At 70.0% G+C, this 24,289-nt stretch carries 14 protein-coding genes; 4 read left to right on the top strand and 10 right to left on the bottom strand.

Features of this window, described 5'->3' with window-relative positions; all coding sequences use genetic code 11:
- Nucleotides 1–29 precede the first annotated feature (29 nt).
- From ACQPYY_RS01220 to ACQPYY_RS01200, 5 genes are all read right to left on the bottom strand, one after another.
- Complete coding sequence (locus ACQPYY_RS01220) at nt 30–1,514, bottom strand: alpha/beta hydrolase (protein ID WP_433592483.1); 1,485 nt, start codon at nt 1,512–1,514, stop codon at nt 30–32.
- Nucleotides 1,515–1,571: 57 nt separating this feature from the next.
- On the bottom strand, nt 1,572–5,153 hold the full coding sequence (locus ACQPYY_RS01215) for a protein kinase domain-containing protein (RefSeq protein WP_433592482.1): 3,582 nt from the start codon (nt 5,151–5,153) through the stop codon (nt 1,572–1,574).
- A gap of 208 nt (nt 5,154–5,361) precedes the next feature.
- Complete coding sequence (locus ACQPYY_RS01210; RefSeq protein WP_433592481.1) at nt 5,362–7,515, bottom strand: 3-hydroxyacyl-CoA dehydrogenase NAD-binding domain-containing protein; 2,154 nt, start codon at nt 7,513–7,515, stop codon at nt 5,362–5,364.
- A gap of 37 nt (nt 7,516–7,552) precedes the next feature.
- Nucleotides 7,553–8,764: an acetyl-CoA C-acetyltransferase gene (locus ACQPYY_RS01205; protein ID WP_379103466.1), complete on the bottom strand. Its 1,212-nt coding sequence runs from the start codon at nt 8,762–8,764 to the stop codon at nt 7,553–7,555.
- A 257-nt stretch (nt 8,765–9,021) separates the two neighbouring features.
- Nucleotides 9,022–11,748: a DNA polymerase III subunit gamma and tau gene (locus ACQPYY_RS01200; protein WP_433592480.1), complete on the bottom strand. Its 2,727-nt coding sequence runs from the start codon at nt 11,746–11,748 to the stop codon at nt 9,022–9,024.
- Between the two features lie 400 nt (nt 11,749–12,148).
- Between ACQPYY_RS01200 and ACQPYY_RS01195 the strand changes: the two genes are divergently transcribed.
- On the top strand, nt 12,149–12,982 hold the full coding sequence (locus ACQPYY_RS01195; RefSeq protein WP_433592479.1) for a hypothetical protein: 834 nt from the start codon (nt 12,149–12,151) through the stop codon (nt 12,980–12,982).
- Nucleotides 12,983–13,087: 105 nt separating this feature from the next.
- Nucleotides 13,088–14,383, top strand: a complete 1,296-nt coding sequence (locus ACQPYY_RS01190) for an ammonium transporter (RefSeq protein WP_433592478.1) — start codon at nt 13,088–13,090, stop codon at nt 14,381–14,383.
- Nucleotides 14,384–14,479: 96 nt separating this feature from the next.
- On the opposite strand, the gene ACQPYY_RS01185 is transcribed toward ACQPYY_RS01190, so the two are convergent.
- Nucleotides 14,480–15,409 carry a neutral zinc metallopeptidase gene (locus ACQPYY_RS01185; RefSeq protein ID WP_433592477.1) on the bottom strand — a complete coding sequence of 310 codons (930 nt, stop codon included), beginning with the start codon at nt 15,407–15,409 and terminating at the stop codon, nt 14,480–14,482.
- A gap of 529 nt (nt 15,410–15,938) precedes the next feature.
- On the opposite strand from ACQPYY_RS01185, the gene ACQPYY_RS01180 reads away from it, so the two are divergent.
- The gene (locus ACQPYY_RS01180) at nt 15,939–17,540 is read left to right on the top strand and encodes a DUF2207 family protein (protein WP_433592476.1); all 1,602 of its coding nucleotides are present in this window, start codon (nt 15,939–15,941) and stop codon (nt 17,538–17,540) included.
- Nucleotides 17,541–17,750: 210 nt separating this feature from the next.
- Nucleotides 17,751–18,551 carry an immunity 49 family protein gene (locus ACQPYY_RS01175; RefSeq protein ID WP_433592475.1) on the top strand — a complete coding sequence of 267 codons (801 nt, stop codon included), beginning with the start codon at nt 17,751–17,753 and terminating at the stop codon, nt 18,549–18,551.
- A 21-nt stretch (nt 18,552–18,572) separates the two neighbouring features.
- Here the strand turns inward: ACQPYY_RS01175 and ACQPYY_RS01170 are convergent, their stop codons facing one another.
- Genes ACQPYY_RS01170 through ACQPYY_RS01155 form a run of 4 tightly spaced genes read right to left on the bottom strand, consistent with a single transcriptional unit; the run spans nt 18,573 to nt 24,278 of the window.
- Nucleotides 18,573–21,269 (bottom strand): fumarate reductase/succinate dehydrogenase flavoprotein subunit, encoded by a 2,697-nt coding sequence (locus ACQPYY_RS01170; RefSeq protein WP_433592474.1) that lies wholly within the window; start codon nt 21,267–21,269, stop codon nt 18,573–18,575.
- Nucleotides 21,269–22,030 carry an ABC transporter ATP-binding protein gene (locus tag ACQPYY_RS01165; protein ID WP_433592473.1) on the bottom strand — a complete coding sequence of 254 codons (762 nt, stop codon included), beginning with the start codon at nt 22,028–22,030 and terminating at the stop codon, nt 21,269–21,271. The genes ACQPYY_RS01170 and ACQPYY_RS01165 overlap by 1 nt, the downstream gene beginning before the upstream one ends.
- Nucleotides 22,027–22,893 carry an ABC transporter permease gene (locus ACQPYY_RS01160; RefSeq protein ID WP_433592472.1) on the bottom strand — a complete coding sequence of 289 codons (867 nt, stop codon included), beginning with the start codon at nt 22,891–22,893 and terminating at the stop codon, nt 22,027–22,029. Before ACQPYY_RS01160 ends, ACQPYY_RS01165 begins: the two co-directional genes overlap by 4 nt.
- Entirely contained in the window at nt 22,890–24,278 is a 1,389-nt protein-coding gene (locus ACQPYY_RS01155) for an ABC transporter substrate-binding protein (RefSeq protein WP_433592471.1), read from the bottom strand. Before ACQPYY_RS01155 ends, ACQPYY_RS01160 begins: the two co-directional genes overlap by 4 nt.
- Nucleotides 24,279–24,289: the final 11 nt, after the last annotated feature.

Genomic DNA, 24,289 nt, shown 5'->3' with positions numbered 1-24,289 from the left:
TGCTGCCGGTGCCGCGCGCCCGTTCCCTCTCACGACGACAGGCCGGGCACCGGAATCCCCAAACGGGCTGTCAGCCAGGGGAATGACGATGTGAAGGCCGAGGCGGCGAACTGCCAGGTGTGACCGCCGACCGTCGTGTGCACGGTGCAGTCGATGCCGACCTTGCGGCCCGCGTCGCACAGTTGCTCGGCGGCGCCTTCCTCGTTCGCGTCCTGGACGCCGTCGCGGCCGCCCTTGCCGATCTGTTCCTCGCTCACCTTGGGCATCCCGGGGAAGTTCCGAGGCTGTCCGTTCGGTGCGCCGTTCGCGCCCGCGTTGTTGGTGCGCTTGGGCGCGGTCAGGTCGTCGAACACGCCGACCACGCCCGTGTAGGGACCGTGCTTCTCCATGACCGTCAGCGGATCGAATTGCGCCCAGGCGTCGGCGTTTCCGCCGTACAGGCGTTTGATGGTCTGCTCCTTGGAGCCCGCGGTCGGGCCCAGGTCACCGGCGATGTCGACGAAGGTGCCGAACAGGTCCGGATGCATGACGGCCAGGTCGACCGCGCAGGTGCCGCCCATGGACCAGCCCACCACCGCCCACTGCGCCGGGTCCTTCGAGACGCCGAACTCCGACTCCACGTAACCGGGGACGTCCTTGGTGAGGTGGTCGGCCGCGTTGCCCCGCGGGCCGTTCACGCATTCGGTGTCATTGTTGAAGCTGCCGCCGGAATCGACGAACACCAGCACCGGCGTCTGCCCGCTGTTCTTTGCCGCGAAAGCGTCCACGGCGGGCATGATCTGGCCGCTGCGCACCCAGTCGGCCGGGGTGTTGAACTCGCCGCCGATCATCATCACGGCGGGCAGGGTGGGCGGGGTGTCACCGGCGAACCAGGCGGGCGGCAGGTACACGTATTCGCGCCGATGCCGGAAGTCGCTGCCCGCCTCCGGAATATCCACCTCCACGATGCGCCCGGTTCCCACATCCGTCTTGCGCAATGCGGCGAGCTCGTCCAGATCCACCTGGTGCGGTAGCGGATCCGCGTTGAGCGCATCCCATGCCGCCTGCACTGTCGGGTAGTAGCCGACCCACTGGTTGAGCACCACGCCGGTGTACAGCAGCGCCGCGGGGACCGCCAGCACCGCCGCGATCCGCTGCCACCAGCCGCCGGTCCGCAGTCCGACGATCGCGGCCACCAGTCCGGCGGCCGTCAACCCGACCGACGCCCACAACAACGCCGGGGCCGGATCCGAGGCCAGCCCCTGATCGTCCACGAAATCCCAGGCCGCCCACGCCGCCGCGACGCCGCCCACCGCGCACACCGGCATCCACAGCACCCACCAGCGCCGCGTCGCCCGCGCGAACGCGATCACCAGCAGCAGCACCGCCACGAACGCCACCACCTGCGGCACCCACCCGTGCAAGAGCGAAACCCCGTGGTGGAAGCCCCCGTAGCCATTGCGGGCGGCGGGCGGGTGCGGCGCGGGCGGCGGCCCGAGCGGCGGTGACTGCGACGGCGCATGCGGCGAGAACACGACGGCGATTGTGTCCGCCGTTCCTCGAGAAACGCTGTGAATACCCTGCGACCCGTCCTACAGCAGTGAGTCCAGGAAGCGACGCGGCGCCTCCTGACCGTCCGCGTCCAACGGCATCTCGTGCCGCATGGTCCGCAGGATGGTGAGCACGCCCGGCCCGGCATCCAGCAGCGGCCGCGACCAGCCCAGCTCGGCGCACCGCAGCACCACCGGCGTGAGCGTCGCGATCGACTCCCCGAGCCAGCCCGCCGTGGAGAGGCACTCGGCCAGCAGCAGCGCCGAATCGAGTTCGGCCCGGGGCCGGTGCTGTTCCTGGATCCGGGAGTGCAGGACGCGGGCCCGTTTCACCACGGTGTCGTCGGTGCCGAGCGGGGCCAGGTCGTCGGTGGCGCGGTCGTCGCCGCGATAGTGGCGGGCCAGCAGCGCCCGGATGGTGGCGATCTCCTCGGCCTCGGCGGTCAGCACCGCCGCACCGGTGGCATGCCGCGGTGTGCGCGCCATCGGGTCGGTGACCAGGCCCGCGCTCAGTGCATCGGCGGGCAGGCCCAGCCGCAGGCGCTCGGCCCGGACCTGCGCGGCCAGCCGGGTGAGCTTACGGTCGGCGGCGATCCGCGCGCCCTCGTCCAGGCGAGCCGCGGCGGTCGCCAGGTCGCCGCGCACCGCCTTCACGCGCGCGCCGCTCACGAAGGTGGTGACCAGGAAGTCGACCGGGCCGACGCGGGTGGTCAATTCGTGGCTCTGATCCAGCAGCCGCTCGGCGCTGTCCAGGTCGCCGCGGCGGTAGGCGACCTCGCCCAGCAGCGCCGCCGCCACCCGCACCGCGTCCGACCGGGACCCGGCGCGATCGCGGGCGGTCTGCCAGGCTTGTTCGAAACACCGTGTGGCGGTGGCGATATCGAGCTGCTCGTAGGCGGCGGCGCCCCGGGCGCACAGGCCGAACACCTCGCCCAGCGGGTCGGCCGACCGCGCGTGGAAGGGAGCGGCCCAGTCCTGCATGTCGCGCGCGCCCTCGAAGTCGAAACCGCACAGCCGCACGAACGAGGCCAGATTCGCGGCCGTGGACACCGTCCACGCCGGGAGATCGTCGGCCAGCTTCAGACATTCGGTGATCTTGTCGAGCACGCCCTCGGTGCGGTCCCGCGCCACCTGGTCGGCCGCCGCCAGCACCGCCGCCTGACAGCGCTGGGTCACCGCCTCGGCATCGTCGGTGCCGCTGCGGGCCAGCATGTTGGACAACCGGCCCAGCGCGGTCCGCGCCGCCCCGGACTGCTGCAGATTCACATTCGCCCGGGCCAGCGCCATCAACAGCTTGGACCGCGAAGTCACCTGCTGGACCGGCAGTTTCGACACGGTGCCGAACAGGGTGGCCAGCCGCGAACTGTCGATCAGATCCATGCCGCCCTTCTCGACCAGGTCCAGCGCGTACTTCAGATCGGTGGCGGCCAGCGCGTGATCCACCGACTGCTTGATCAGATTGTGTTCGGCGAACCACCGAGACGCCTTGCCGTGCAACTTCTTCAACTGCCCCGGCTGCGCCCGGTCCAGCCGGGCCCGCAGATGCTCAGCCACCATCGGCTGCATCCGGTACCAGCTCGGATCGTCGGGAATCCGGTGCACGAACAGCTCACGCTGCTCGGCCTCGTCGAGCAGATCCGCGGCGTCCTTCGCACCCGACAGCGCCTCGGCCAGCGACGCGTTCACCCGCTCGGGAATCGCTATGGCGCCGAGGAATTCGAGCATGCGCGGCTCGATGGCGCCGAGCACGTTCTCGGCCAGATACTCCCGGATCGCCTTGTTGTCACCGGACAGCCCGATGATCAGCCGGTCGACATCGTGATCCGCCGCGCGCAGCGACAATCCCGCCAGCTGGATCGCGGCCGGCCAGCCGTCGGTGGCGGTGTGGATCTGCTCGACCTGCCGGTCGCTCAACTCCAATCCCAGCCGGTCGACCAGGATTTCCCGGGTCTCCGACTCGGTCAGCCGCAACTGCGGGGACCCGAGCTCGATCAGCTCGTCGGCCACCTGCATGCGGCTCAACGGCAGCCCCGCCCGCTCCCGGCTGGTGATGACGAAACGCAGTTCGTGCGAACAATTGTCGAGCAGCGACGCCATCACCCGCTGCGCCCCGGCGTCGGTGATCCGATGCCAGTCGTCCACCACCACGACCACCGGGGTCCCGCCGGCCCGCACCTCGTCGATGAGCGCCGACACCGCGTACGGCACCGCCTCGGCGGGCCGCTCCTCCAGCAGCTGTTCCAGTCCCGCGCCGATCTCCGGCCGCACCTTGCGAATGGCCGCGATGATGTGGGCCAGCAGCCACACCTCGTTGTCGTCGTCGCGGTCGATGCCGATCCAGGCCACCGGCACCCCGCGATCGGTGAGCTCGGCACACCACTGCGCGGCCAGCGTGCTCTTGCCGAATCCGGCCGGGCCGTGGATCACCGCCAGCCGGCGGCGGCCGCCCGACCGCAGCGGCTCCAGCAGCCGGGGCCGGGCGATCGGTTCCCGCGCCGGGGTCGGCGGCAGGAATTTCGTTGTGGCCGTGGGCGGGAACGTATTGCCGGTGCCGAACACCGCGCTCGGATTGCCGGTCGGGCGCAGCGTCAGCGACCGGTTGCGCGGGGCCGTCACCACGGTGTGCCGGCGCTGGGTCGAATACGTCGGCGCCGAGGGATCGTGGCCGTCCGCACCGAGTTCCGCGCCGTCGATCAAGGCCATCTCGTCGGGCACCTGACCGTGGTCGCCCTGCACCCCGCGCAGCAGCTCACCGAACTCCACCGCGCTGACGGGCCGATCCCGCGGCTCCGGCGACATGGCCGCCTCGATGGCCGCGGCCACATCCGCCGGGATCTCCAGTTCCCGCAGGTCCGGCACCGGCTGACTGGTGATGCGCAGGAACTGCGCCACCACCTTCTCCCCGGCCTGCCGCTCGAACGCGGCGTGCCCGGTCAGCAGCGCGAACAGGGTGGAGCCGAGCCCATACACATCCGAGCGCACGGTCGGCTCGTCGCCCTTGAGCACCTCGGGCGCCGTGAACGCGGGCGACCCGGTGATCAAACTCGTGGACGTGCGGAAACCGCCCGGGATGCGCGCGATTCCGAAATCGGTGAGCTGCGGTTCCCCGTACCGGCTCAACAGCACGTTGGCGGGCTTCACGTCCCGGTGCAGCACCTCGGCACGATGCGCGGTCTCGATGGCCCCCGCCAGCTTCACCCCGACACGCAGCGAATCCGCCCAGGACAGCGGCCCGTTGTCGTGCACCACCTGTTCCAGGGAACCGCGGGTCGCGTACGGCATCACGATGTAGGGCCGCCCGGTCGGCGTCACGTCCACCTGGAGAATGTCCACGATGTTCGGATGCCCGGACAACCGGCCCATGGCGTGTTCCTCGCGCAGGAACCGCTCCCGGCTCTCGTCGTCGATCTCCGCGGAGAGCACCTTCACCGCCACCACCCGGTCCAGGGCGCGCTGGCTACAGCGGTACACCACCCCGAACCCGCCCCGGCCGATCTCCTCCGCGTCGAACAGGCCCATGGCCTCGAGTTCGTCGTCGATATTCACGGGAACGTATGCCTGCGTGGAGTTTTCGGGAGACGCCTGCTCACGCCGCGAGCCGTCCCGGCGCGCCTGTGAGTTCATCTCCACCACCTCGACCTGGAACGAGTAACCGTGTCCACCCGCGCATATTCAACGTAGCGCGGACCGCTCGGGCGTGTGGACCGTTTCGGTCTCGCGCCCACCGCTGTACACATACCCGTACAACACTCGGCCCGGGCCGCGTATTCGCGACCCGGGCCGGGTATTTCACATGCTCGAGCGCTGGTGGTTCAGCGCTCGCGCACGGTTACTACTTGCGCAGCGAGGCCGGAACCTCGAAGCGGCTGCCGAACTTGGCGGCCAGCTCGTCGGCGCGGGCCACGAAGGCTTCCTGTCCACCCGGGTAGCCGACGATGAACTGGTGGGTGCCACCGGTCCAGGCCGGGAAACCGATGCCGAAGATCGAGCCGATGTTGGCGTCGGCGGTCGAGGTCAGCACGTTCTCGTCGAAGCACTTCTGGGTCTCGATGGCCTCCGCGAACAGCATGCGGTCCTTGAGATCCTGCAGGGTGACGCCCTCGGGGAGGGTGGTCGAGGTGCCGAAGGTGGAGCGCAGCTCCGACCACAGACCGGTGGCCTTGCCATTGTCGTAGTCGTAGAAGCCCGCACCGCCGGCCTTGCCCTTGCGGTCGAACTCGCCCACCAGCTTGTCGAGGATCTTGGCGGTCGCGCCCGAAGCGGCGTCGATCTCGCCGCCCGCGGCCAGCACGGCCTCGGCGGTCTCCTTGTAGATCTTCTGCATGGTGGTGAAGTTCAGCTCGTCCGACAGCTTCAGCGGCGCCGCCGGGTAGCCCGCCTGCAGACCGGCCTGCTCGATGGTCTGCGGGTCGACGCCCTCACCGAGCATCATGATGGCCTCGTTGATGAACTTGCCGATCACGCGCGAGGTGTAGAAGCCGCGCGAGTCGTTCACCACGATCGGGGTCTTGCGGATCGCGAGGGTGTAGTCGTACACCCGGGCCAGCGCCTCGTCGGAGGTCTTCTCACCCTTGATGATCTCGACCAGCGGCATCTTGTCGACCGGCGAGAAGAAGTGGATGCCGATGAAGTCCTCGGCCCGCTTCACGCCGTTGGCCAGCAGGGTGATCGGCAGGGTCGAGGTGTTGGAGCCGAGCAGCGCGTCGGCGTCCACGATGTCCTCGATCTCGCCGAAGACCTTCGCCTTGAGCTCCGGGTTCTCGAACACGGCCTCGATCACGAAGTCCACGCCCGCGAAGTCGGCCGGGTCGGCGGTCGGCTTGATGCGGTCGAGCAGCACCTTGGACTTCTCCTCGGTGGTCTTGCCGCGGGAGAGCGCCTTCTCCTCGAGCTTGACCGAGTAGTCCTTGCCCTTGTTGGCGGCCTCGATGGTGACGTCCTTGAGGACGACGTCGATGCCGGCCTTGGCGGTGACGTACGCGATGCCCGCGCCCATCATGCCCGCGCCGATCACGCCGACCTTCTTGATCTCACGCTTCGGCACGTCCTTCGGACGCGAGCCGCCGTTGTTGATGTGCTGCAGGTCGAAGAAGAACGCCTGGATCATGTTCTTGGCGACCGGGCCGGTCAGCAGGGACACGAAGTAGCGGGACTCGATCAGCGACGCGGTGTCGAAATCGACCTGCGCGCCCTCGACCGCGGCGGCCATGATGGCCTGCGGGGCCGGCATGTTCTGGCCCTTGAGCTGCTTGCGCAGGTTGGCCGGGAAGGCCGGGAGGTTGGCGGCCAGCGCGGGGCTGGACGGGGTGCCGCCCGGAATCTTGTGGCCCTTGACGTCCCAGGGCTGCACGCCCTTGTCCGGGTTGGCCTTGATCCACGCCTTGGCGGCCGGGACCAGCTCCTCGATCGAGCCGACGACCTCGTTGATCAGGCCGGTGGCCTTGGCCTTGGCCGGGGTGAACTTGTTGCCCTGCAGCAGAACGCCCATCAGGCCGTTCGCGATGCCCAGCATGCGGGTGACGCGGGTGACGCCGCCACCGGCCGGGAGCAGACCGAGGGAGACCTCGGGCAGGCCCAGCTGCACGCCCTTCACGTCCGCGGCGATGCGGTAGTGGGTGGCCAGGGTGATCTCCAGGCCGCCGCCCAGGGCAGCGCCGTTGATCGCGGAGACGACCGGCTTGCCCAGCTTCTCCAGGCGACGCAGGTCGGCCTTGATGGTGGTGAGCTCTTCCATGATGGAGGCCGCGTCCGCGGGGGTGGTCTTCATCATGTTCTTCAGGTCGCCGCCGGCGAAGAAGGTCTTCTTCGCGGAGGTGATGACGACACCGGTGATGTCGTCCTTCTCGGCCTCGAGGCGATCGACGGTCGCCTTCATGGAGTCCTTGTAGAGCTGGTTCATGGTGTTGGCGCCCTGGTTGGGGTCGTCCATGGTCAGCACGACGATGCCGTCGGCGTCCTTTTCCCAGCCGATCATGTTCTCGGTCATAGTGTTTCGTGTCTCCCTAGAGAAAAGTCGGTGGGCGTCAGACGCGCTCGATGATGGTGGCGACACCCATGCCGCCGCCGATGCACAGGGTGATCAGGCCGTAGCGGGCGTTGCGACGGTGCAGCTCGTCGACCACGGTGCCCGTGATCATCGCGCCGGTCGCGCCCAGCGGGTGGCCCATGGCGATCGCGCCGCCGTTGACGTTCAGCTTCTCGTCCGGGATCTGCAGGTCCTTCTGGAACTTCAGGACGACGGAGGCGAAGGCCTCGTTGATCTCGTAGAGGTCGATGTCCTCACGCTTCAGACCGGCCTTGGCCAGCGCCTTCTCGGCGGCCGGGGTCGGACCGGTGAGCATGATGGTGGCGTCGGCGCCGGAGGTGCCGGTGGCCACGATGCGGGCGCGGGGGGTCAGGCCCGACGCGGCGCCGGCCTCTTCGGAACCGACCAGCACCAGGGCGGCGCCGTCGACGATGCCCGAGGAGTTACCACCGTGGTGCACGTGGTTGATCGACTCGACGAAGGTGTAGCGCTGCATGGCCACCGCGTCGAAGCCGCCCATCTCGCCGATGCCGGCGAAGGCGGGGTTCAGCTTGCCGAGGTCGGCGGCGGTGGTGCCGGGACGCATGTGCTCGTCGTTGTCCAGCACGGTCAGGCCGTTCATGTCCTTGACCGGGACGACGGAGTTGGCGAAGTAGCCGTTCTTCCAGGCCTTGGCGGCCAGGTCCTGCGAGCGCACGGCGTAGGCGTCGACGTCATCGCGGGTGAAGCCCTCGATGGTGGCGATCAGGTCGGCCGAAATGCCCTGCGGGACAATGTAGCTGTCGTAGCTGGTCTTCGGGTCCATGAACATGGCGCCGCCGTCGGAGCCCATCGGCACGCGGGACATGGACTCGACGCCACCGGCGATGACCAGGTCGTCGAAGCCCGAGCGCACCTTCTGGGCGGCCAGGTTGACGGCCTCGAGGCCCGAGGCGCAGAAGCGGTTGATCTGGAAGCCGCCGACGGTGTCGGGCAGGCCCGCGGTCAGCACGGTGGTGCGAGCGATGTCCGCGCCCTGGTCACCGACCGGCGAGACGACACCCAGGATGATGTCCGAGATGCGAGCCTCGTCCAGGTTCGGGAAGCGCTTCCGCAGCTCCTGGACCAGACCGGTGGTCAGGTCGATCGGCTTGACCGAGTGCAGCGACCCCCCACGGTTCTTGCCGCGCGGGGTGCGGATGGCCTCGTAAATGTAGGCCTCTGTGGTCATATCGGAGTTTTCCTCTCTTGGGTGCGCCGTCACCGCGTTGTGCGGGCCGTGCCGTAGCCATACCTCGCCGACCGGCCCCACGACCGATCGCCTTTGACGCTGTACAAACAACGTCCCGAGCCGGTTTGTTGACGCTCCGGTAACCCGTACGCCTGGGCATACCTTAGAACCTCGCGAAACCGATACTCACGGCCACCCGATCATAGTACCGAACTATGCGAACTCCGGTTAACTTAAGTTGGCACCCGAGGGAACTGTCAACCCTCCAGAGGTGTGGCGCCCAACTCCTGCACCAACAACGCTAGGGCCACCTCATCCGGGTCGCGGCGCTCCTCCGGAGGCACCGGCTTGGCCGACTCCTCCAGCATCTCGCGCTCCTCCTCCGGCGTAGTAGCAGGTGGGACGCCGTCATAACCTACCGGCGAGTAGTCCACCGGTCCCGGATCGTCCGGAAGGTCCGGCCCGTCGGGCAGCGGAATATCGTCCTCCGGCGGCGCGAAACGAACGCTCTCCCGCTCGAACGAATCCCCGCCCGCCGGCCCCGGATCCGCGGGCGCGGGAGCCGCCGGAGCGGGTGCGGGGGCGCTCCCCCACCCGGTCGCCGGAGCCGGTTCGGCGACCGGCGCCGCGGCCGCCTTGGCCTGACTCGGCCGCGAGAACTTCTGCGCCGCCTTCTTCGGCTCCGCGGGCGCGCTCGCGGGCGCCCGGCCCGCCGGGGCCTTGGCGGCCGCGCCGCCGGACCCGGCTCCCCCGACTTCCCACTTCACGCCGTGCTCACGCCCCAGCACCGCCTTGACCGCCGACTGCACGGCCTCCAGGTACTGCGGCTGCGACAACCGCTGCGCCAGCGGCGCGTGCTGATGCGCCAGCACGATCGTCTCGCCTTCGACCCGGGCCACGCTCGCGCCGGACAGCAGCGCGTGCACCGCGGCCCCGAACTCCCGCACCTTGGCCCGGATATCCGCCCAGGCCTCCTCGACCTGCGCCAGCACATCATCACCGGCGGGGCCGGCAGCCGGAACCGGCACGGAGGTCGGCTGCGCCGGTTCCTGCCCAGCGGTGGCGGCACCGGCTTCGGCGACCGCCGGGCCGGACGAAGCGGGCTGCGCGACAGCGTGGTCGGCGGCAGGGGCGGACGGCGGGGCGGCTACGGCGGGCTGCGCGGGAGCGGCGGCCGCGGCGGTGCTCGTCGGCGCGGACGCGGCTACCGGATCCGCGGGCGCTTGTTGCCGCGGCGCCGCCGCTTGCCCGGACTCGGGCTCCGGCGTGATGTTCCCGGTGGTCGCGGAGCCTTGTGAAGCCTGTTGCGCGGCAGCGCGTTCGGCGGGATGAGCAGGCTGCGCGGCCACTGCGGCGGCGGCGCTCTCCGGCACGGGGGCCGGGGACGGCGGTGCGGCCATCGCGGGCACCGGGCTCGCAACCGGCGAGAGCTCGGGCGGCCGGACCGTGGTTCCGGTCGGACCTGGATTCGCGGAATCCACTGCGGGAGAACCGGATCCGCTCGGCGGCATGGCCTGGGCGCACGGGGCGTCCCCGGCCATGGGAGCGTTCGATTCCGTGGCGGGAGCGGCCGGGGCCACCGGAGCCGCGGGTGCCGAGGGCGAATCCGGCGCGGCCGGAGCGGCGGCGGCCTGGGGCGGAACCGGCTCGTCTGCGACGGAAGGCGTTGGCGTGCCCGACTTCTCGGCCCGCATGGCGGCCAGGGCAGCGGCTCCGCGGCGCGCGTTGCCGCCTCCCGCGGCGGGCGGAGCTGCGGCCGGGGCCGACGGCGCGGACGCGGCAGCGGGCGCGGCGCCCTGGGGCTGCTGCGACGCGGCGGGGAGTGCGCCGCTCGCCATGCGGCGCTCGAGGAGTTCGAGGCGCTGGAGGGTGGCGGTCTCGGCGTCGGAGGCCGCGGGCAGGAGCATGCGGGCCGCGATGACCTCCAGCAGGAGGCGGGGGTTGGTGGCGCCGCGCATGTCGCCGAGGCCCTCGTGCAGGAGTTCGGCGTGGCGGGCCAGGGTGGCCGCGCCGAGGCGGTCGGCCTGGGCGCGCATGCGGTCGATGACGTCGCCGGGGCCGGTGACCAGGTTGCGGTCGGTGGCGTCGGGGACGGCGCGCAGCAGGATCAGGTCGCGCAGGCGCTCGAGCAGGTCGGTGGCGAAGCGGCGGGGGTCGTGGCCCGCCTCCACCACGCGGTCGATGGTGCCGAAGAGGGCCGCGCCGTCGGAATCGGCGAGGGCGTCGACGGCGTCGTCGATCAGGGCGACGTCGGTGACGCCGAGCAGCGACACCGCGCGGGGATAGGTGACGCCTTCCGTGCCCGCGCCCGCCAGCAGCTGGTCCAGCACGCTGAGGCTGTCACGCGGGGACCCGCCGCCGGCGCGAATCACCAAGGGATACACCGACTCCTCGACCTGCACGCCTTCCTGGTCGCAGATCTTGCCGAGCAGTCCGCGCATGGTGGCGGGCGGGAGCAGCCGGAACGGGTAGTGGTGGGTGCGCGAGCGGATGGTGGGCAGCACCTTGTCCGGCTCGGTGGTGGCGAAGACGAAGATCAGGTGGGCGGGCGGCTCCTCCACGATCTTGAGCAGCGCGTTGAAGCCGGCCGTGGTGACCATGTGCGCCTCGTCCACGATGAAGACGCGGTACCGGGATTCGGCGGGTGCGTAGAAGGCGCGGTCGCGCAGTTCGCGGGTGTCGTCGACACCGCCGTGGCTGGCGGCGTCGAGCTCGATGACGTCGAGGTTGCCCGCGCCGCCCGGACCCAGCGCCACGCACGAGGAGCACACGCCGCAGGGGGTAGAGGTCGGTCCCTGCTCGCAGTTCAGCGAGCGGGCGAGGATGCGTGCCGAGGAGGTCTTGCCGCACCCGCGCGGTCCCGAGAACAGATACGCATGACTGATCCGTCCGGTGTCGAGCGCCGTACTCAGCGGATCGGTGACGTGCTCCTGACCCACCACTTCAGCGAACGTTGCCGGTCGGTACTTCCGGTACAGAGCCACGGGGAGAGGTTACCGGTGCGCCCCGACAGGTGGTGACATGCGGCCGAACCACCAGCCGCCCCGTGATGTGATGCAACTCACATTCCATCCCGAGCTCCGGTCAAAACCGACCGACCCGAACTGATACCCCGTCAAATCGGATAGCTAATTCTCCGCGTTGTTTTGAAACGGTAATTGTCGAACCCACATTTCTTGCAACCACACCAGATACAGACCTGCGTTCTGTTTCAACTCCACAGAGCGGACATAACGATCCTGTGACTCGGTGCGGCAAGATCGCAATCCCTTGGCTACCGTAGACATCGGCAACTTCGGTAGCCAAACCTTCATCAGGTTGGTTGCCCCGGCCGGTCCCTCATCCCGACCGGGGCACAACCAAATCCTCCGGAGGACATGCTCCGTGCCTTCGCACGACGACATCGCCACCGCCTGGCTCTCCAGCACCGAATTCGCGGACGACAGCGCCGCCGTCGGACTGCTCAGCCGGGCCATCAGCCCGCACGATTACGACATCAAGCGTGATTCGCTACCGGTGTCGGCGGCTGCCGATCCGGCCACCGCGGGCGCGATTCTGGAACTGCTGCAGCGCCGCCAGGTTCCGACCCTGGCCGCCATCCGCACCCACATGGTGCAGAACGACATGCGAACCGAGGCCGAGCGCATCGAGCGGCTGGGCCGCCGGGCGCAGCGCAGCATCGACGATTTCGGGCGGGTCCTGGCCAAGTTGACCGACGAATACTGGACCGTGCACGGCACCGGTCCGACCCGGCGCGACATTCTGCTCACCGAACCGGTGATCGCCCTGATCCGCGACCGGGTGGGTGACATCCCGCCGACCGCCATCAAGCACCTGTGGCTCATCGAGCGCGCGCAGCGGTCGGGCTGGATCGCCTACAGCGCCGAGCCTCGATCCCTGTGCGCCGGAAGGCGTTTCTTCGGCGCCCGCTACGGCAACCGGGTCTCGCTGCGGCCGGTGAACATGATCGGCACCCTGGTGGCGGCGTACCTCCGCGACCAGCTGGCCGAGAACGGGCGCCCGCCGCGCTGGTCGGTCATGGCCTACGAGCTGCGCGACGACCGGGGCCGGCGGGTGTTCAACGACACAGCCGACGCCCGCGCCCAGCAGCAGTGGCTCGTCACCGCGGAATGGATGGCGCTGGAGGACGGAAATCCGGTGCCCGGCCCGCGGGGATTGCGCGCGCTGGCCAAAAAGGCCAGGGAACAGCGCAGCTGACGCTGTTACGGGGAGGTATCGGACTCCTCATTTTTGTAACAGCGCCTTAACGTGAGTTTTCGGTAACTTCCACGCAACGCGATCACGCGCAGAAGGAGTTACCGCATGACACCCCACATCGACGCGGCGTCGACCGCCTGGCTGCTGGCGGCCACGGCGCTCGTGCTGTTGATGACACCCGGCCTCGCGATCTTCTACGGCGGGATGGTGCGGTCCAGCGGTGTGCTCAACATGCTGATGATGAGCTTCATCTCGATCCCCCTGGTGACGGTGGCCTGGCTGCTCGGCGGGTACAGCCTGGCCTTCGGCGATGACGCGGGCGGCGGAATCATCGGCGATCTCGGACATTTCGGGCTCGCCGGAATCAACCCGGACACCGTGCACGTGGTGGACAAGACCACCGGCGCGGGCGTTCCGGAACTGTTGTTCGTCACCTTCCAGCTGACCTTCGCGATTCTGACCGTGGCCCTGATCAGCGGCGCGATCGCCGATCGGACCAAGTTCTCGGCGTGGATGATCTTCGTGCCGGTGTGGGCGCTGATCGTGTACGCGCCGATCGCGCACTGGGTGTGGACCTCGGACGGCTGGCTGAGCAAGGTGGGCGCGCTGGATTACGCGGGCGGCCTGGTGGTCGAGATCGCCTCGGGCGCTTCGGCTCTGGCGATGGTGTTGGTGCTGGGCCCGCGTCAGGGCTTCAAGGTGGACGCCATGCGCCCGCACAATCTGCCGTTCGTGGTGCTGGGTGCGGGCCTGCTGTGGTTCGGCTGGTTCGGCTTCAACGCGGGTTCGGCGCTGACCGCCGACGGCACCGCCGCGGCGGTTTTCCTGAACACGCTGGTGGCGGGCTGTCTCGGCATGCTGGGCTGGCTGGTGGTCGAGGCGCGCCGCGACGGCAAGCCGACCACGTTCGGTGCGGCGTCGGGTGCGGTGGCCGGTCTGGTGGCCATCACCCCGTCCTGCGGTGAGGTGAACACCATCGGCGCGATGGTGGTGGGCCTGGTCGCGGGCGTGGTGTGTTCGTTCGCGGTGGGCTGGAAGTTCAAGGGCAACTACGACGATTCGCTCGACGTGGTGGGCGTGCACTTCATGGGCGGCATCGTCGGCACGCTGCTGATCGGCTTCCTGGCCTCGGCCGTCATGACCAAGGGCCCGGCGGGCCTGTTCTACGGCGGCGGGCTGGGTCAGCTCGGCAAGCAGGCCGTGGGCGTGCTGACGGTGGCGGCCTTCGCCTTCGGGGTGACGTTCGCGCTGGGCAAGGCGCTGGACAAGGTCATCGGCTTCCGGGTCACCAAGGAGGACGAGCTGGGCGGCGTCGACTTCGCGCTGCACGCGGAGACCGCGTACGCCGAGGGCGTGCACGGACATTCGCCGAACCGCATCGGCAAGCCGCTGGGGCACTGAGCCCGAAGCTGTTTCGAGCCCCGTCGCGTACCGCGGCGGGGCTCGACTGTTTCAGGGCTCGACTGTTTCAGGGGCGGGGATCGAGTGTCTCGGCGGTCAGTTCACCTTGCTCGCGGCGGCGCTGAAGGTGTTGCACTGCAGGGCGCGGTCCTTGTCGTAGCCGATCTCGAACCAGCCGCCCATGCTCTGCGCGGTGCCGTGATCGCGCATGTCGCCGGGTGCGTCGCCGCGGTGGTAGGCGTCGTTGCGGGCCACCCCGATCTGGGCGCTGGTCAGCGAGCCGCCGTTGGAGGAGGACGACAGGTACATGCCGTCGAAGCACTGGGCCTGTAGTTCGGTGCGGCGCGACAGTTCCAGCCCGGTGTCGCTGCGCGATCCGGCATCGCGGCGCTGCTGGTGCACCTTGCCGAGGATGCCCGACTGCGCCTGGACGTGGTGGCCGTACTCGTGGGCGAACACCGAGAGGTAGACAACCCAGTTGTTGCCGAAGATGTCGGTCTGCAGCTGACTGATCGGCATGTAGATGGTCATGTCCGCCGAGCAGTAGAAGGCCGCGAAGTTACTACTGTTGCCGGTGCACAGGGTGGTGATGCCCGCGGTGTCCGCGGACACGTTCAGCTTGGGTGCGGGGAATGGCAGATTGATCTTGTCGAACAACGGTTTCCACGCCGTGTGCAGGCAGTCGGCCGCGGTCTCGAAGAACTTGCGCGCCACCTCGACCTGGGTGCCCCACGGCGAGTACGCGCATTTGGCGGGCAGCAGCGTGTAATCGGGGTTCGTCAGCAGCGGATTGTCGGCGGTGGCCGCGACACCGTGGTTCTCCCCGGCGTCGCTGGAATAGCCGGTCTTGACGTTCGCACCGGAACCGATGGAGTTCAGGCCGGTGGTGACGGCGGTGCGCAGCAGCACACCGGACACCAGCAGCACCAGGATCACGACGAGCGTCCCCACCCGGCCGCGTCTCGGCGGCGCGGGCCGGGCCACCGGAATCGCGCCGGTCGGCGGCGCGGCGGTGGGCGGCGGCATGGGCGCGCGATACGCGGGCCGGCCCTGGCCGGTGGACGGATATCCGGGTTGTCCGTATCCGGGTGGCGGCGGAAAGCCCTGCTGCGGTGGGTAACCCGGCCGGGCGGGGCCCTTGCCCGGCTGAGCGGGATATCCCGGGCGGGGCGCGCCGGGTTGCTGCGGGTGACCGGAGTACGGCGGGGGCTGATGGCCCGGCTGCGGCGAATATCCGGGTGGCCGTTGATATCCGGGTGGCGGCGGATACCCGGGCTGAGGCTGGTATCCGGGCGGGGGCGCGCCCCCGGGCTGACCTGCCGGACGGCGCGGGACCACCGGGAATCCGGGTTGCTGGACGGGCTGCTGCGGATTGCCGTGCGGCTGTGGGTTTCCAGGAGGCGGCGTGGGCCGGCGACCCGGGGGCGTCGGTCCGTGCTCGGACGGTGGGCGAGTCAACCCCCGCACCCCCTCGTTCCTCAGAGATAGCCTGCCGGCTCCATAGACCTGCGACTTGCCGCTGAGGAAGGATAGCAAGCTGGCTAGAGTGCCAGTCATGCAGATTTTTCGGGGGGCCGCCCTGGTCGCGCTGCTGCTCGCGGTGGCGGGTGTGGCGGCGCCGGCCGCGTGGGCGCAGCCGGCCGGTGTGGATATCACCGCGGAGGTGAGTCTGGGCGACGACGGTCTGCTGCGGGTCACCGAAACCGTGAAAGTCCCCGAGGGCGGGGAGTTTCGGCAGTTGCTGCCGCTGCGGGTGCAGGTGAGCCCGAGTGTGCTGCGCACCTTCGAGGTGACCGATGTGTCCGCCGAGGGGGACGGCGAGGCGAATGTCGCGGACAATCTGTTCACCATCTCCGCGCGGCCGGGCGCGGCCACCTTCAAGTACACCGTGCACAACACCGTCAGTGACGCGAGCGGCGCGCAGGTGTTCCAGTGGACCGGTGTGCTGAACACCGATGTGGCGTCGATCAATGTGACGGTGTCGAGCCCGAGCTTCCGGATGGGCGTCACCAAATGCACGGTCGGCCCGCCCGGAAATCCGCAGAACTGCGGCGATATTCGGGTCGAGCCGGACGGTTTCGCGCATCTGGAGAAGACCGACCTACACAAGGGCGACATTCTCGATGTGACCTTGCAGTTGCCGCCGAATACGGTGCGGGCCAATGCCGATGTGCGCGACGACAACGCGCCCAACGCGTTCTCGCCGACCGGTCCGGTGTGGGCCGCCTTCGGCGCGCTGCTCGCGGCGGTGGCCGCGGCGGCCGGATACGTGTTGTGGTCGCGGCGTTCCGCGCCGGTCGCCGCCGAGACCCTGGATCCGCTGGTGCGGACCGGCGATCACGTGCAGTTCACCTCGCCGGACGGTGTGCTGCCGAGTACGGCGGGCCTGCTGCTCGACGGCCACGTCGATGTGCCGGACATGGCGTCGACCGTGGTGGATCTGGCGGTCCGCAACTACCTGTGGGTGACGGTCGCCGGTGACGCGGATTGGCGCTTCTCCCGGGTGAATCCGCCGGACGAGCAGCTGACCGACTATGAGCGCGCCGTGTATTCGGCGCTGATCCCCGAGGGCGCGGACGCGGTGCTGCTGTCCGAGCGCCGCGGGCGGGTGGACGCGAAGGCGGTGCGCGCCGCGCTGATCGACGATGCGGTGACGGCCGGGGTGTTCATCGACCGCACCCGCCGCGGTTTCGAGTTCTGGCTCGGGATCGCGCTGATCGTGGGCGGTCTCGCCGCGACCGCGGCGCTGGCGCTGGGTCCGCAGCGGCACGCCCTGATCGGTGTCGCGCTCACGCTGGGCGGGGTGGCCGCACTGCTGCTCCCCCGATATCTGCCGTCCCGCACCGCGATGGGCCGGGAGCTGACCGGCCGGGTGCAGGCCATGCAGCGCGGGCTGGACGCGCTTGCGCCGCAGCGTATTCCGGCGGCGGATCAGGAGCTGGCGTTCTCGCGGGCGCTGCCGTTCCTGGTGGCCGCGCGCCGCGGCGATCAGTGGGTGCGCACGTTCCGGGACCTGGATCCGACGGCGGACGGGAGTCCGGGACTGTACTGGTTCGGCGGGTTCGAGGGTGATCGGAGTCTGCAGCGATTCGGCGCGCACTTCCCGTACTTCATCACCGCGGTCGAGGGGTTGTTCCGGCCCGGCAATCAGCGGTGACACACCCTCGGCGACCGATATACCAACCGATGTAGCAGGGTTCGCCATTCGCTATGGTCACAGCGTGAGCAATCGATTGGCAAAATTGGTGGACACACCGATCATCATCGAAGTCCGATGATCGATCGCCATATCGCACGGACAGCCCAGGAACTTAGTTATCCAACAGCTATTCGACCGACCGATGCGGGTTTCGGCCGCGCCTTCCGGGTGCGGACCACGGCCTTGCGCGCCGAATTCCTGGCCGCGCAACCGCAGGCGGTGCTCGCCGACGTGGCCTGGAGTTCCCGGGCCGTCGCCGGTTATCTGAGCTTGGACGATCCGCGCGGCGAGTCGGCCCGGCTGCGTCAGGCCGTCGCGGATACGGCCGCGGCCTACACCGCTCGGCTGCGCTCGGCCGCACGGCCCGCCGGGCAGGAGCCGATCCCGGTGACACTCGCGCGCACGCGGTGGACCGTCCCCGCGTCCGGCGGTGTGGTGGCGCCCCCGCCGGTGACGGATCTGCTGAACGGCCTGTGGGCCGCCGCGATCGACCGCGATCGCGAGCTGCTGGCCTATCTGCTGGGCGCGCCGGGCAGCCCCGGTCACCCGCTGGCGGTGACCACGCGCACCGGGCAGCCCGGGGAGCAGTGCCTCTATCTGTGGGCCGATGCGTGGCAGCGGGCCTGGACCGGCGATCCGGCGGCGGAAACGATCATCGTGGACGGGATCGAGGCCGCGGTGGACGCGCAGCAGGCCGGCGGTGACGACTACGCGCTCACCATCGCCTATTCGGCGCTGTGCCTGCTGGACGCGGTGCTGCGCGGCGACCCGGCCGAATTCGAGACCGCGCTGGTCGAGGGCCTCGAATTCCACCGCCGCTTCTGGGACACCCCGCAGCGCGGCCTGGATCCGGAGGGATTCATCGCGTGGCCGCTGCTGGCGGTGGTGTGCTTGGCGGTCGATCGCGGGTTGAGCCCCGGGGTCTCCACCGGGTACCTGCCGACCGGGTTGATGTACCGCACCGCGTAACCGGTTCGCCCGCAACCGATCTCACCGTTCGGCGTGCACCGCCAGGGCCCGCCGGGCGTAGGCGCGCACGTCGGCATCGCTGTCGCCGTGGGCGGTTTCGAGCGCGACCCGGGCCGCCTCGGACTCCGGCCAGACGCTGAGCGTCAGCACCGCGGCCTTGCGGATGTCCGGGTGGATATCGGTGAGCGCCGCGCTCAGGGCGGCGACGGCGTGCTCCGGGCCGACCCCGGCCAGCCCGCGCGCCGCGCCCTCCCGGATCTGCCAGGCCGAATCACCCAGCGCGGCGGTCAGGATCACGGTATCGGCGTCCCCGCCGAGCCGGGCGAGCGCGGTGAACGCGGCGGCGCGCACCAGCGGGTCGCGGTCCAGGGTGAGCGCGCGCACGGTGTCGACACCACCCTGGCCGATGGTGGCCAAGCCGCGGGCCGCGGCGATGCGGACCTCACGGTTGTCGTCGTGGGCGGCCGCGGTCAGCGCGGGCCAGTCGTCCAGCGACACCAGCGCGTGCACGGCCTGGATGCGGACGCGGTGGTCGGCGTCGACCGAGGCCTTGCCGAACAGTTCGGCCGTCCCGGCGCGCAGCGAACGCAGCAGATCCACGACGGCCGCCCGCACGAACGGGTCGGGCGAATCGGTGTGCTCCGCGAGACCCGTCGCGGCGGGCAGGATTTCGGCGAGTTCGCGCAGGCCCGCCACGGCGGCGGCGCGCACCTCGGCGTCCTCGTCGCCGAGCGCCGCGACCAGTTCGCCGGCGAATCCGTCGGGCGTGTGCTCGGTGAGGACCGCGAGGGCGTTCGCCCGCACCCGTGGATCCGGATCGGACAGGAACGGCCGCAATTCCGCGACGCCGGGCGCGTCCAGGCTCAGCAGCAGCGCGATCCGCGGCGCGACAACGTCTTTCGCCGTGCGGCCCGTGGGCGCGTGCGAGCGCACCTGGGCCCCGAGGTTGGGCGGGGTGCCGATCAGGGCGGGCTGCTCGACCGGGATGACCGCCGTGTCGGTGCCAGGCAGATCGTCGAGCCCCGGCACGGGTACGAAATACGGTGCGACAGGCCGCTTCAGGAACTCCATGTCCCCGTCGGCGGTCTTGCGCAGGTTCAGGTGGTACCGCCACTCGACGTCGTCGCGGGCGGGCAGGTCAGCGCGCTCGTGATAGAGCCCCCACCGGGATTCGGTGCGGGTGAGCGAGGAGCGGGCGGCCATTTCCGCGCAGTCGCGGATGAAGCCGACCTCGGCACAACGCATGAGTTCGTGCGGGGTGCGCGCGCCCATGGCGGTGAGGTCGCCGCGCATGCGGTCGAAGGTCTCGATGGCGAGGGAGAGTTTGGCGGCCGTCTTGGGCGGGGCCACATAGTCGTTCACGAAGCGACGCAGCTTGTATTCGACCTGCTGCTGCGGCGGCCCGTCGGGTTGGCGCAGCGGCTGGTAGACCAGCTCGTGGGCGGCGGCCAGCTGGTCCGCGGGCAGCTCACCGGGTTCGGGCAGCTCGTCGAGGGTGGCGGCGGCGTGCGCTCCGGCGAGGTCGCCATAGACGAACGCGCCGATCATGTAGTTGTGCGGCACGCAGGCCAGGTCGCCGGCGGCGTAGAGGCCGGGCACGGTGGTGCGGGCGTGCTCGTCGACCCAGACGCCGGACGCGGAATGCCCACTGCACAAACCGATCTCGGAGATATGCATCTCGATGTCGTGGGTGCGGTAGTCGTGGCCTCGATTGGCATGGAAGGTGCCGCGGGTGGGGCGTTCGGTGGTGTGCAGGATGTCCTCGAGGGCCTCGAGGGTTTCGTCGGGCAGGTGTGAGACCTTCAGGTAGATGGGCCCGCGCGCGGATTCGATCTCCCGTTTGACCTCGGCCATCATCTGGCCGGACCAGTAGTCCGAGTCGACGAACCGCTCGCCGAGCGCGTTGACCTGGTATCCGCCGAACGGGTTGGCGACGTACGCGCAGGCCGGGCCGTTGTAATCCTTGATCAGCGGGTTGATCTGGAAGCACTCGATCCCGGACAGCTCGGCACCGGCGTGATAGGCCATGGCGTACCCGTCGCCCGCGTTGGTGGGGTTCTCGTAGGTGCCGTACAGGTACCCGGAGGCGGGCAGCCCGAGCCGCCCGCACGGCCCGGTGGCCAGGATGACGGCCTTGGCCCCGACCGCCACGAATTCCCCGGTGCGCGTGTTCAGGGCGGCCGCGCCGACCGCCCGCCCGTTCTCGGTGAGCACCCGCACCGGCATCAGCCGGTTCTCGATGCGGATGCGCTCGCGCATCTTCCGCTGCCGCAGCACCCGGTACAGCGCCTTCTTGACGTCCTTGCCCTCCGGCATGGGCAGCACGTAGGACCCGGACCGGTGGACCCGCCGCACCGCGTATTCGCCGTAGGCGTCCTTCTCGAACTTCACGCCGTAGCGCTCCAGCCGCTGCACCATGGCGAAGCCGCGGGTGGCGGTCTGATAGATGGTGCGCTGGTTGACGATGCCGTCGTTGGCGCGGGTGATCTCGGCGACGTAGTCCTCGGGTTCGGCCTTGCCGGGGATGACGGCGTTGTTGACGCCGTCCATGCCCATGGCCAGCGCCCCGGAGTGGCGGACGTGCGCCTTCTCCAGCAGCAGCACGTTCGCGCCGGCCTCGGCGGCGGTGAGGGCGGCCATGGTGCCGGCGGTGCCGCCGCCGATGACCAGCACGTCGCAGTCGAGGCGGAGGGTGTCGTCGAGATCGGGGATTTCCATTACTTCGTTGCCTCCGTGAGCTCGCCCGAATGGTTCAGGGCGGCAATGATTTCGGACCGTAGGGCGGTGCGGTCGACGCCGGTCTCGCGCGGCCGGGGGACCTCCAGCAGGGCGCGCAGGGGTTCGCCGGCGCGGCCGAGGACGGCGATGCGGTCGCCGAGCAGCAGGGCCTCGTCCACGTCGTGGGTGACGAAGACGACGGTGGTGGGGTGGCTGTCCCAGGTGTCGACGAGCAGGCGCTGCATGGTGTCGCGGGTCTGGGTGTCGAGGGCGCCGAAGGGCTCGTCCATCATGACCGCGCGCGGCGCGCCGGCCAGGCCGCGGGCCAGCTGCACGCGCTGGCGCATGCCGCCGGACAGCGATTTGGGCAGGAAGTCGGCGAAGCCGGTGAGCCCGATCTCGGCGATCCAGCGGTCGGCCAGTTCCCGGCGTCCGGCGCGCGGCGCGCCCCGCAGCCGCAGTGCCAGTTCGATATTGGCGCGCACGGTCTTCCAGGGCAGCAGCGCGTTGTCCTGGAAGACGACGGCGCGGTCGCGGTCGGTGCCGGTGACCTCGACGTCGTCGGCGAGCACCCGGCCCGCGTCGGGGCGCAGCAGTCCGGCCAGGGCGCGCAGCACCGTGGACTTCCCGCAGCCCGAGGGTCCGGTGAGGACGAGGATCTCGCCGGGCCGCACGGTGATCGACAGGTCGTCGATGATCGGGGCTCCGGTGTAGGAGAGCCGCACCCGGTCCAGGGTCAATCCGATTCCAGCCGTGCTCATTTCGCCTCCTCGTCGCCGCGCGGCAGCCAGTGGGTGACGCGCCGCCCGAGCAGTTCCACCGCGGCGGAGGTGGTGTAGCCGAGCACGCCGATGGTGATGATGCCGACGAACACTCCCGGGTAGTCGACGATGGTGTACGCCTGCCAGGTGCGGTAGCCGACGCCCAGCCGCCCCGAGATCATCTCGGCCGAGACCACGCAGATCCAGGCCACGCCGATGCCGACGGAGAGCCCGCCGAACACGCCGGGCAGGCTGCCCGGCAGCACCACCCGCCACAGCACGTCCCAGCGGTTGCCGCCCTGGGTGCGGACGGATTCCTCCCAGATGGTGGGCAGCGCCCGCACCGCGTGCCGGGTGGCGACCAGGATCGGGAAGAAGGCGGCCAGGAAGGTGATGAACACGATCCCGGCCTCGTCGTCGGGGAACAGCAGGATGGCGACCGGCACGATGGCGATGGCCGGGATGGGCCGCGCCAGTTCGGTGAGCGGTCCCATGGTGTCGGCGAACCAGCGGGAACGGCCCAGTGCCACACCGGCGCTCACGCCGATCACGGCGGCCAGGCCGAAGCCGCTGAGGATCCGGATCAGCGACTGCCCGAGGTCCAGATAGTAGGCGTCGGTGCCGAGCTGATGCCGGAAGGCCCGCACGATCTGGGTGACGGTCGGCAGCGTGTCGAATCGGACCCAGAGCCGAATGTGGTTGGCGGTCAAGAACTCCCAGGCCCCGATGGCGGTCGGCACGGACAGCGCCCGCACGATCCGCGACCGCCACACCGCCCGCCCGGCCCGCGGGCGCGCCACCGGCGGTGCGGCCGGGGCGAGGACGGGGGCCGCCGCCGGTGCGGCGACCGCCGGGGCGCTCATACCCGGACCTCGTTCACCGCTTGGTCGAATCCGACGATCGCGCCGGCCGGGTGCTTGGCGAGGTATCGCTGAGCCGCCGCCGGGGTGGTGAAGGGCAGGTAGTTGTCGCCGTCGCGCACCCAGATCGCCTTGTCCGCGAACCAGCGGGTGCCGAGTTCGGCATCCGGCACGTAGGCGGCGCGCACCGTCTTGCCCTGTGCCCGAGCCTGTTTGACGGCGCGCAGCAGGGCGGTCGGATCGGCGACCGACTGGGTGGTGTCCTGTCCGGTGAGCCAGAGCTCGCCGCCGGAGCCGGGCAGCGGGTTGGCGCTGTTGGCGAGTTCGGCCTCGTAGTTCAGTCCGCGTTCCTGGTACGCCTGCCGCAGCGCGGCCGGGTCGACGAACTTGTCGATGTCGAGATCGGCGAAGTCGCCGATCGACTTCAGGTACGGCACATCGCCCTGGAAAGCCCCCAGCAGCGACGGCTTCAGCGTGGTGTCGAAGGAGGTTCCGCCCGGCCCGTTGTAGAGGTACACGACCTCCGGGGCCAGCCCGGCGTTGTCCGCGACGGTCTGCGCCGCCTCCAGGGGGTGCTGGTGGATGAAGTCGGTGGCGTCGAGCTGGGCTTGCAGGAAGGCATCGAGCACCTCCGGGTGCTGCTTGGCGTAGTCGCGGCGGGCGACCACGCCGTGGAAGGTCGGGACGTTGAGTTCCGCGCCGTCGTAGAGCAGTTTGGCCTTGTTCTGGAACACCAGCAGGCCGGGCCAGGCCACGAACTGCGACAGCGCCGCCACCTGACCGGATTCCAGTGCGGAGGAACCGATCTGGGGCTGCTGATTGAGCACCTCCACTCCCGACTTGGGGTCGATGCCCGCCCGGGTGAGCGCCTGGACCAGGGTGCCGTGCCCGGCCGAGCCGACGCTCGCCGAGATCTTCTGCCCGGCCAGGTCATTGATGGACTGCGCCTTGGAGTCGGGCGCGACGACCACCATGTTCAGCGCGCCCTTGGGGTTGTAGCCGGTGATGGACACCAGCGCGGTGCGGGAGCGCTCATTGGCCTGGGTGCGGGAGCCGTTGATGAGCAGCGGGTAGTCGCCCATCGAGCCGATGTCGATCTTCTCGGCCACCATCTGCGCGGTGATGGGCGCGCCGGTGTCGTAGTCCTGCCACTCCACCTGGTACTTCGCGCCGCCCTTGGCGCTCAGCGCGTTCAGGCGTTGTTCCAGGAAGCCCTTGGCCTTCAACAGGGTTCCGGCGGTGACGGTATTGATGGTCTTGGACTGGTAGCCGATGACGACCTTGACGGTGTCACCATCGCCGGCGTTCTCGAGCGAGCAGCCGGACACGGTCAGGGCGAGGGCGGAGGCGAGGGCCGCGGCGATCACGCGGGCGGGGCGGTACTTCATGGTTTCCTCAG

It is taken from the genome of Nocardia sp. CA-145437 (assembly GCF_050956485.1).
Lineage (GTDB): Bacteria > Actinomycetota > Actinomycetes > Mycobacteriales > Mycobacteriaceae > Nocardia.
The sequence above is the reverse complement of the archived record's forward strand: the minus strand, read 5'-3'. Positions and strand labels throughout refer to the sequence as shown.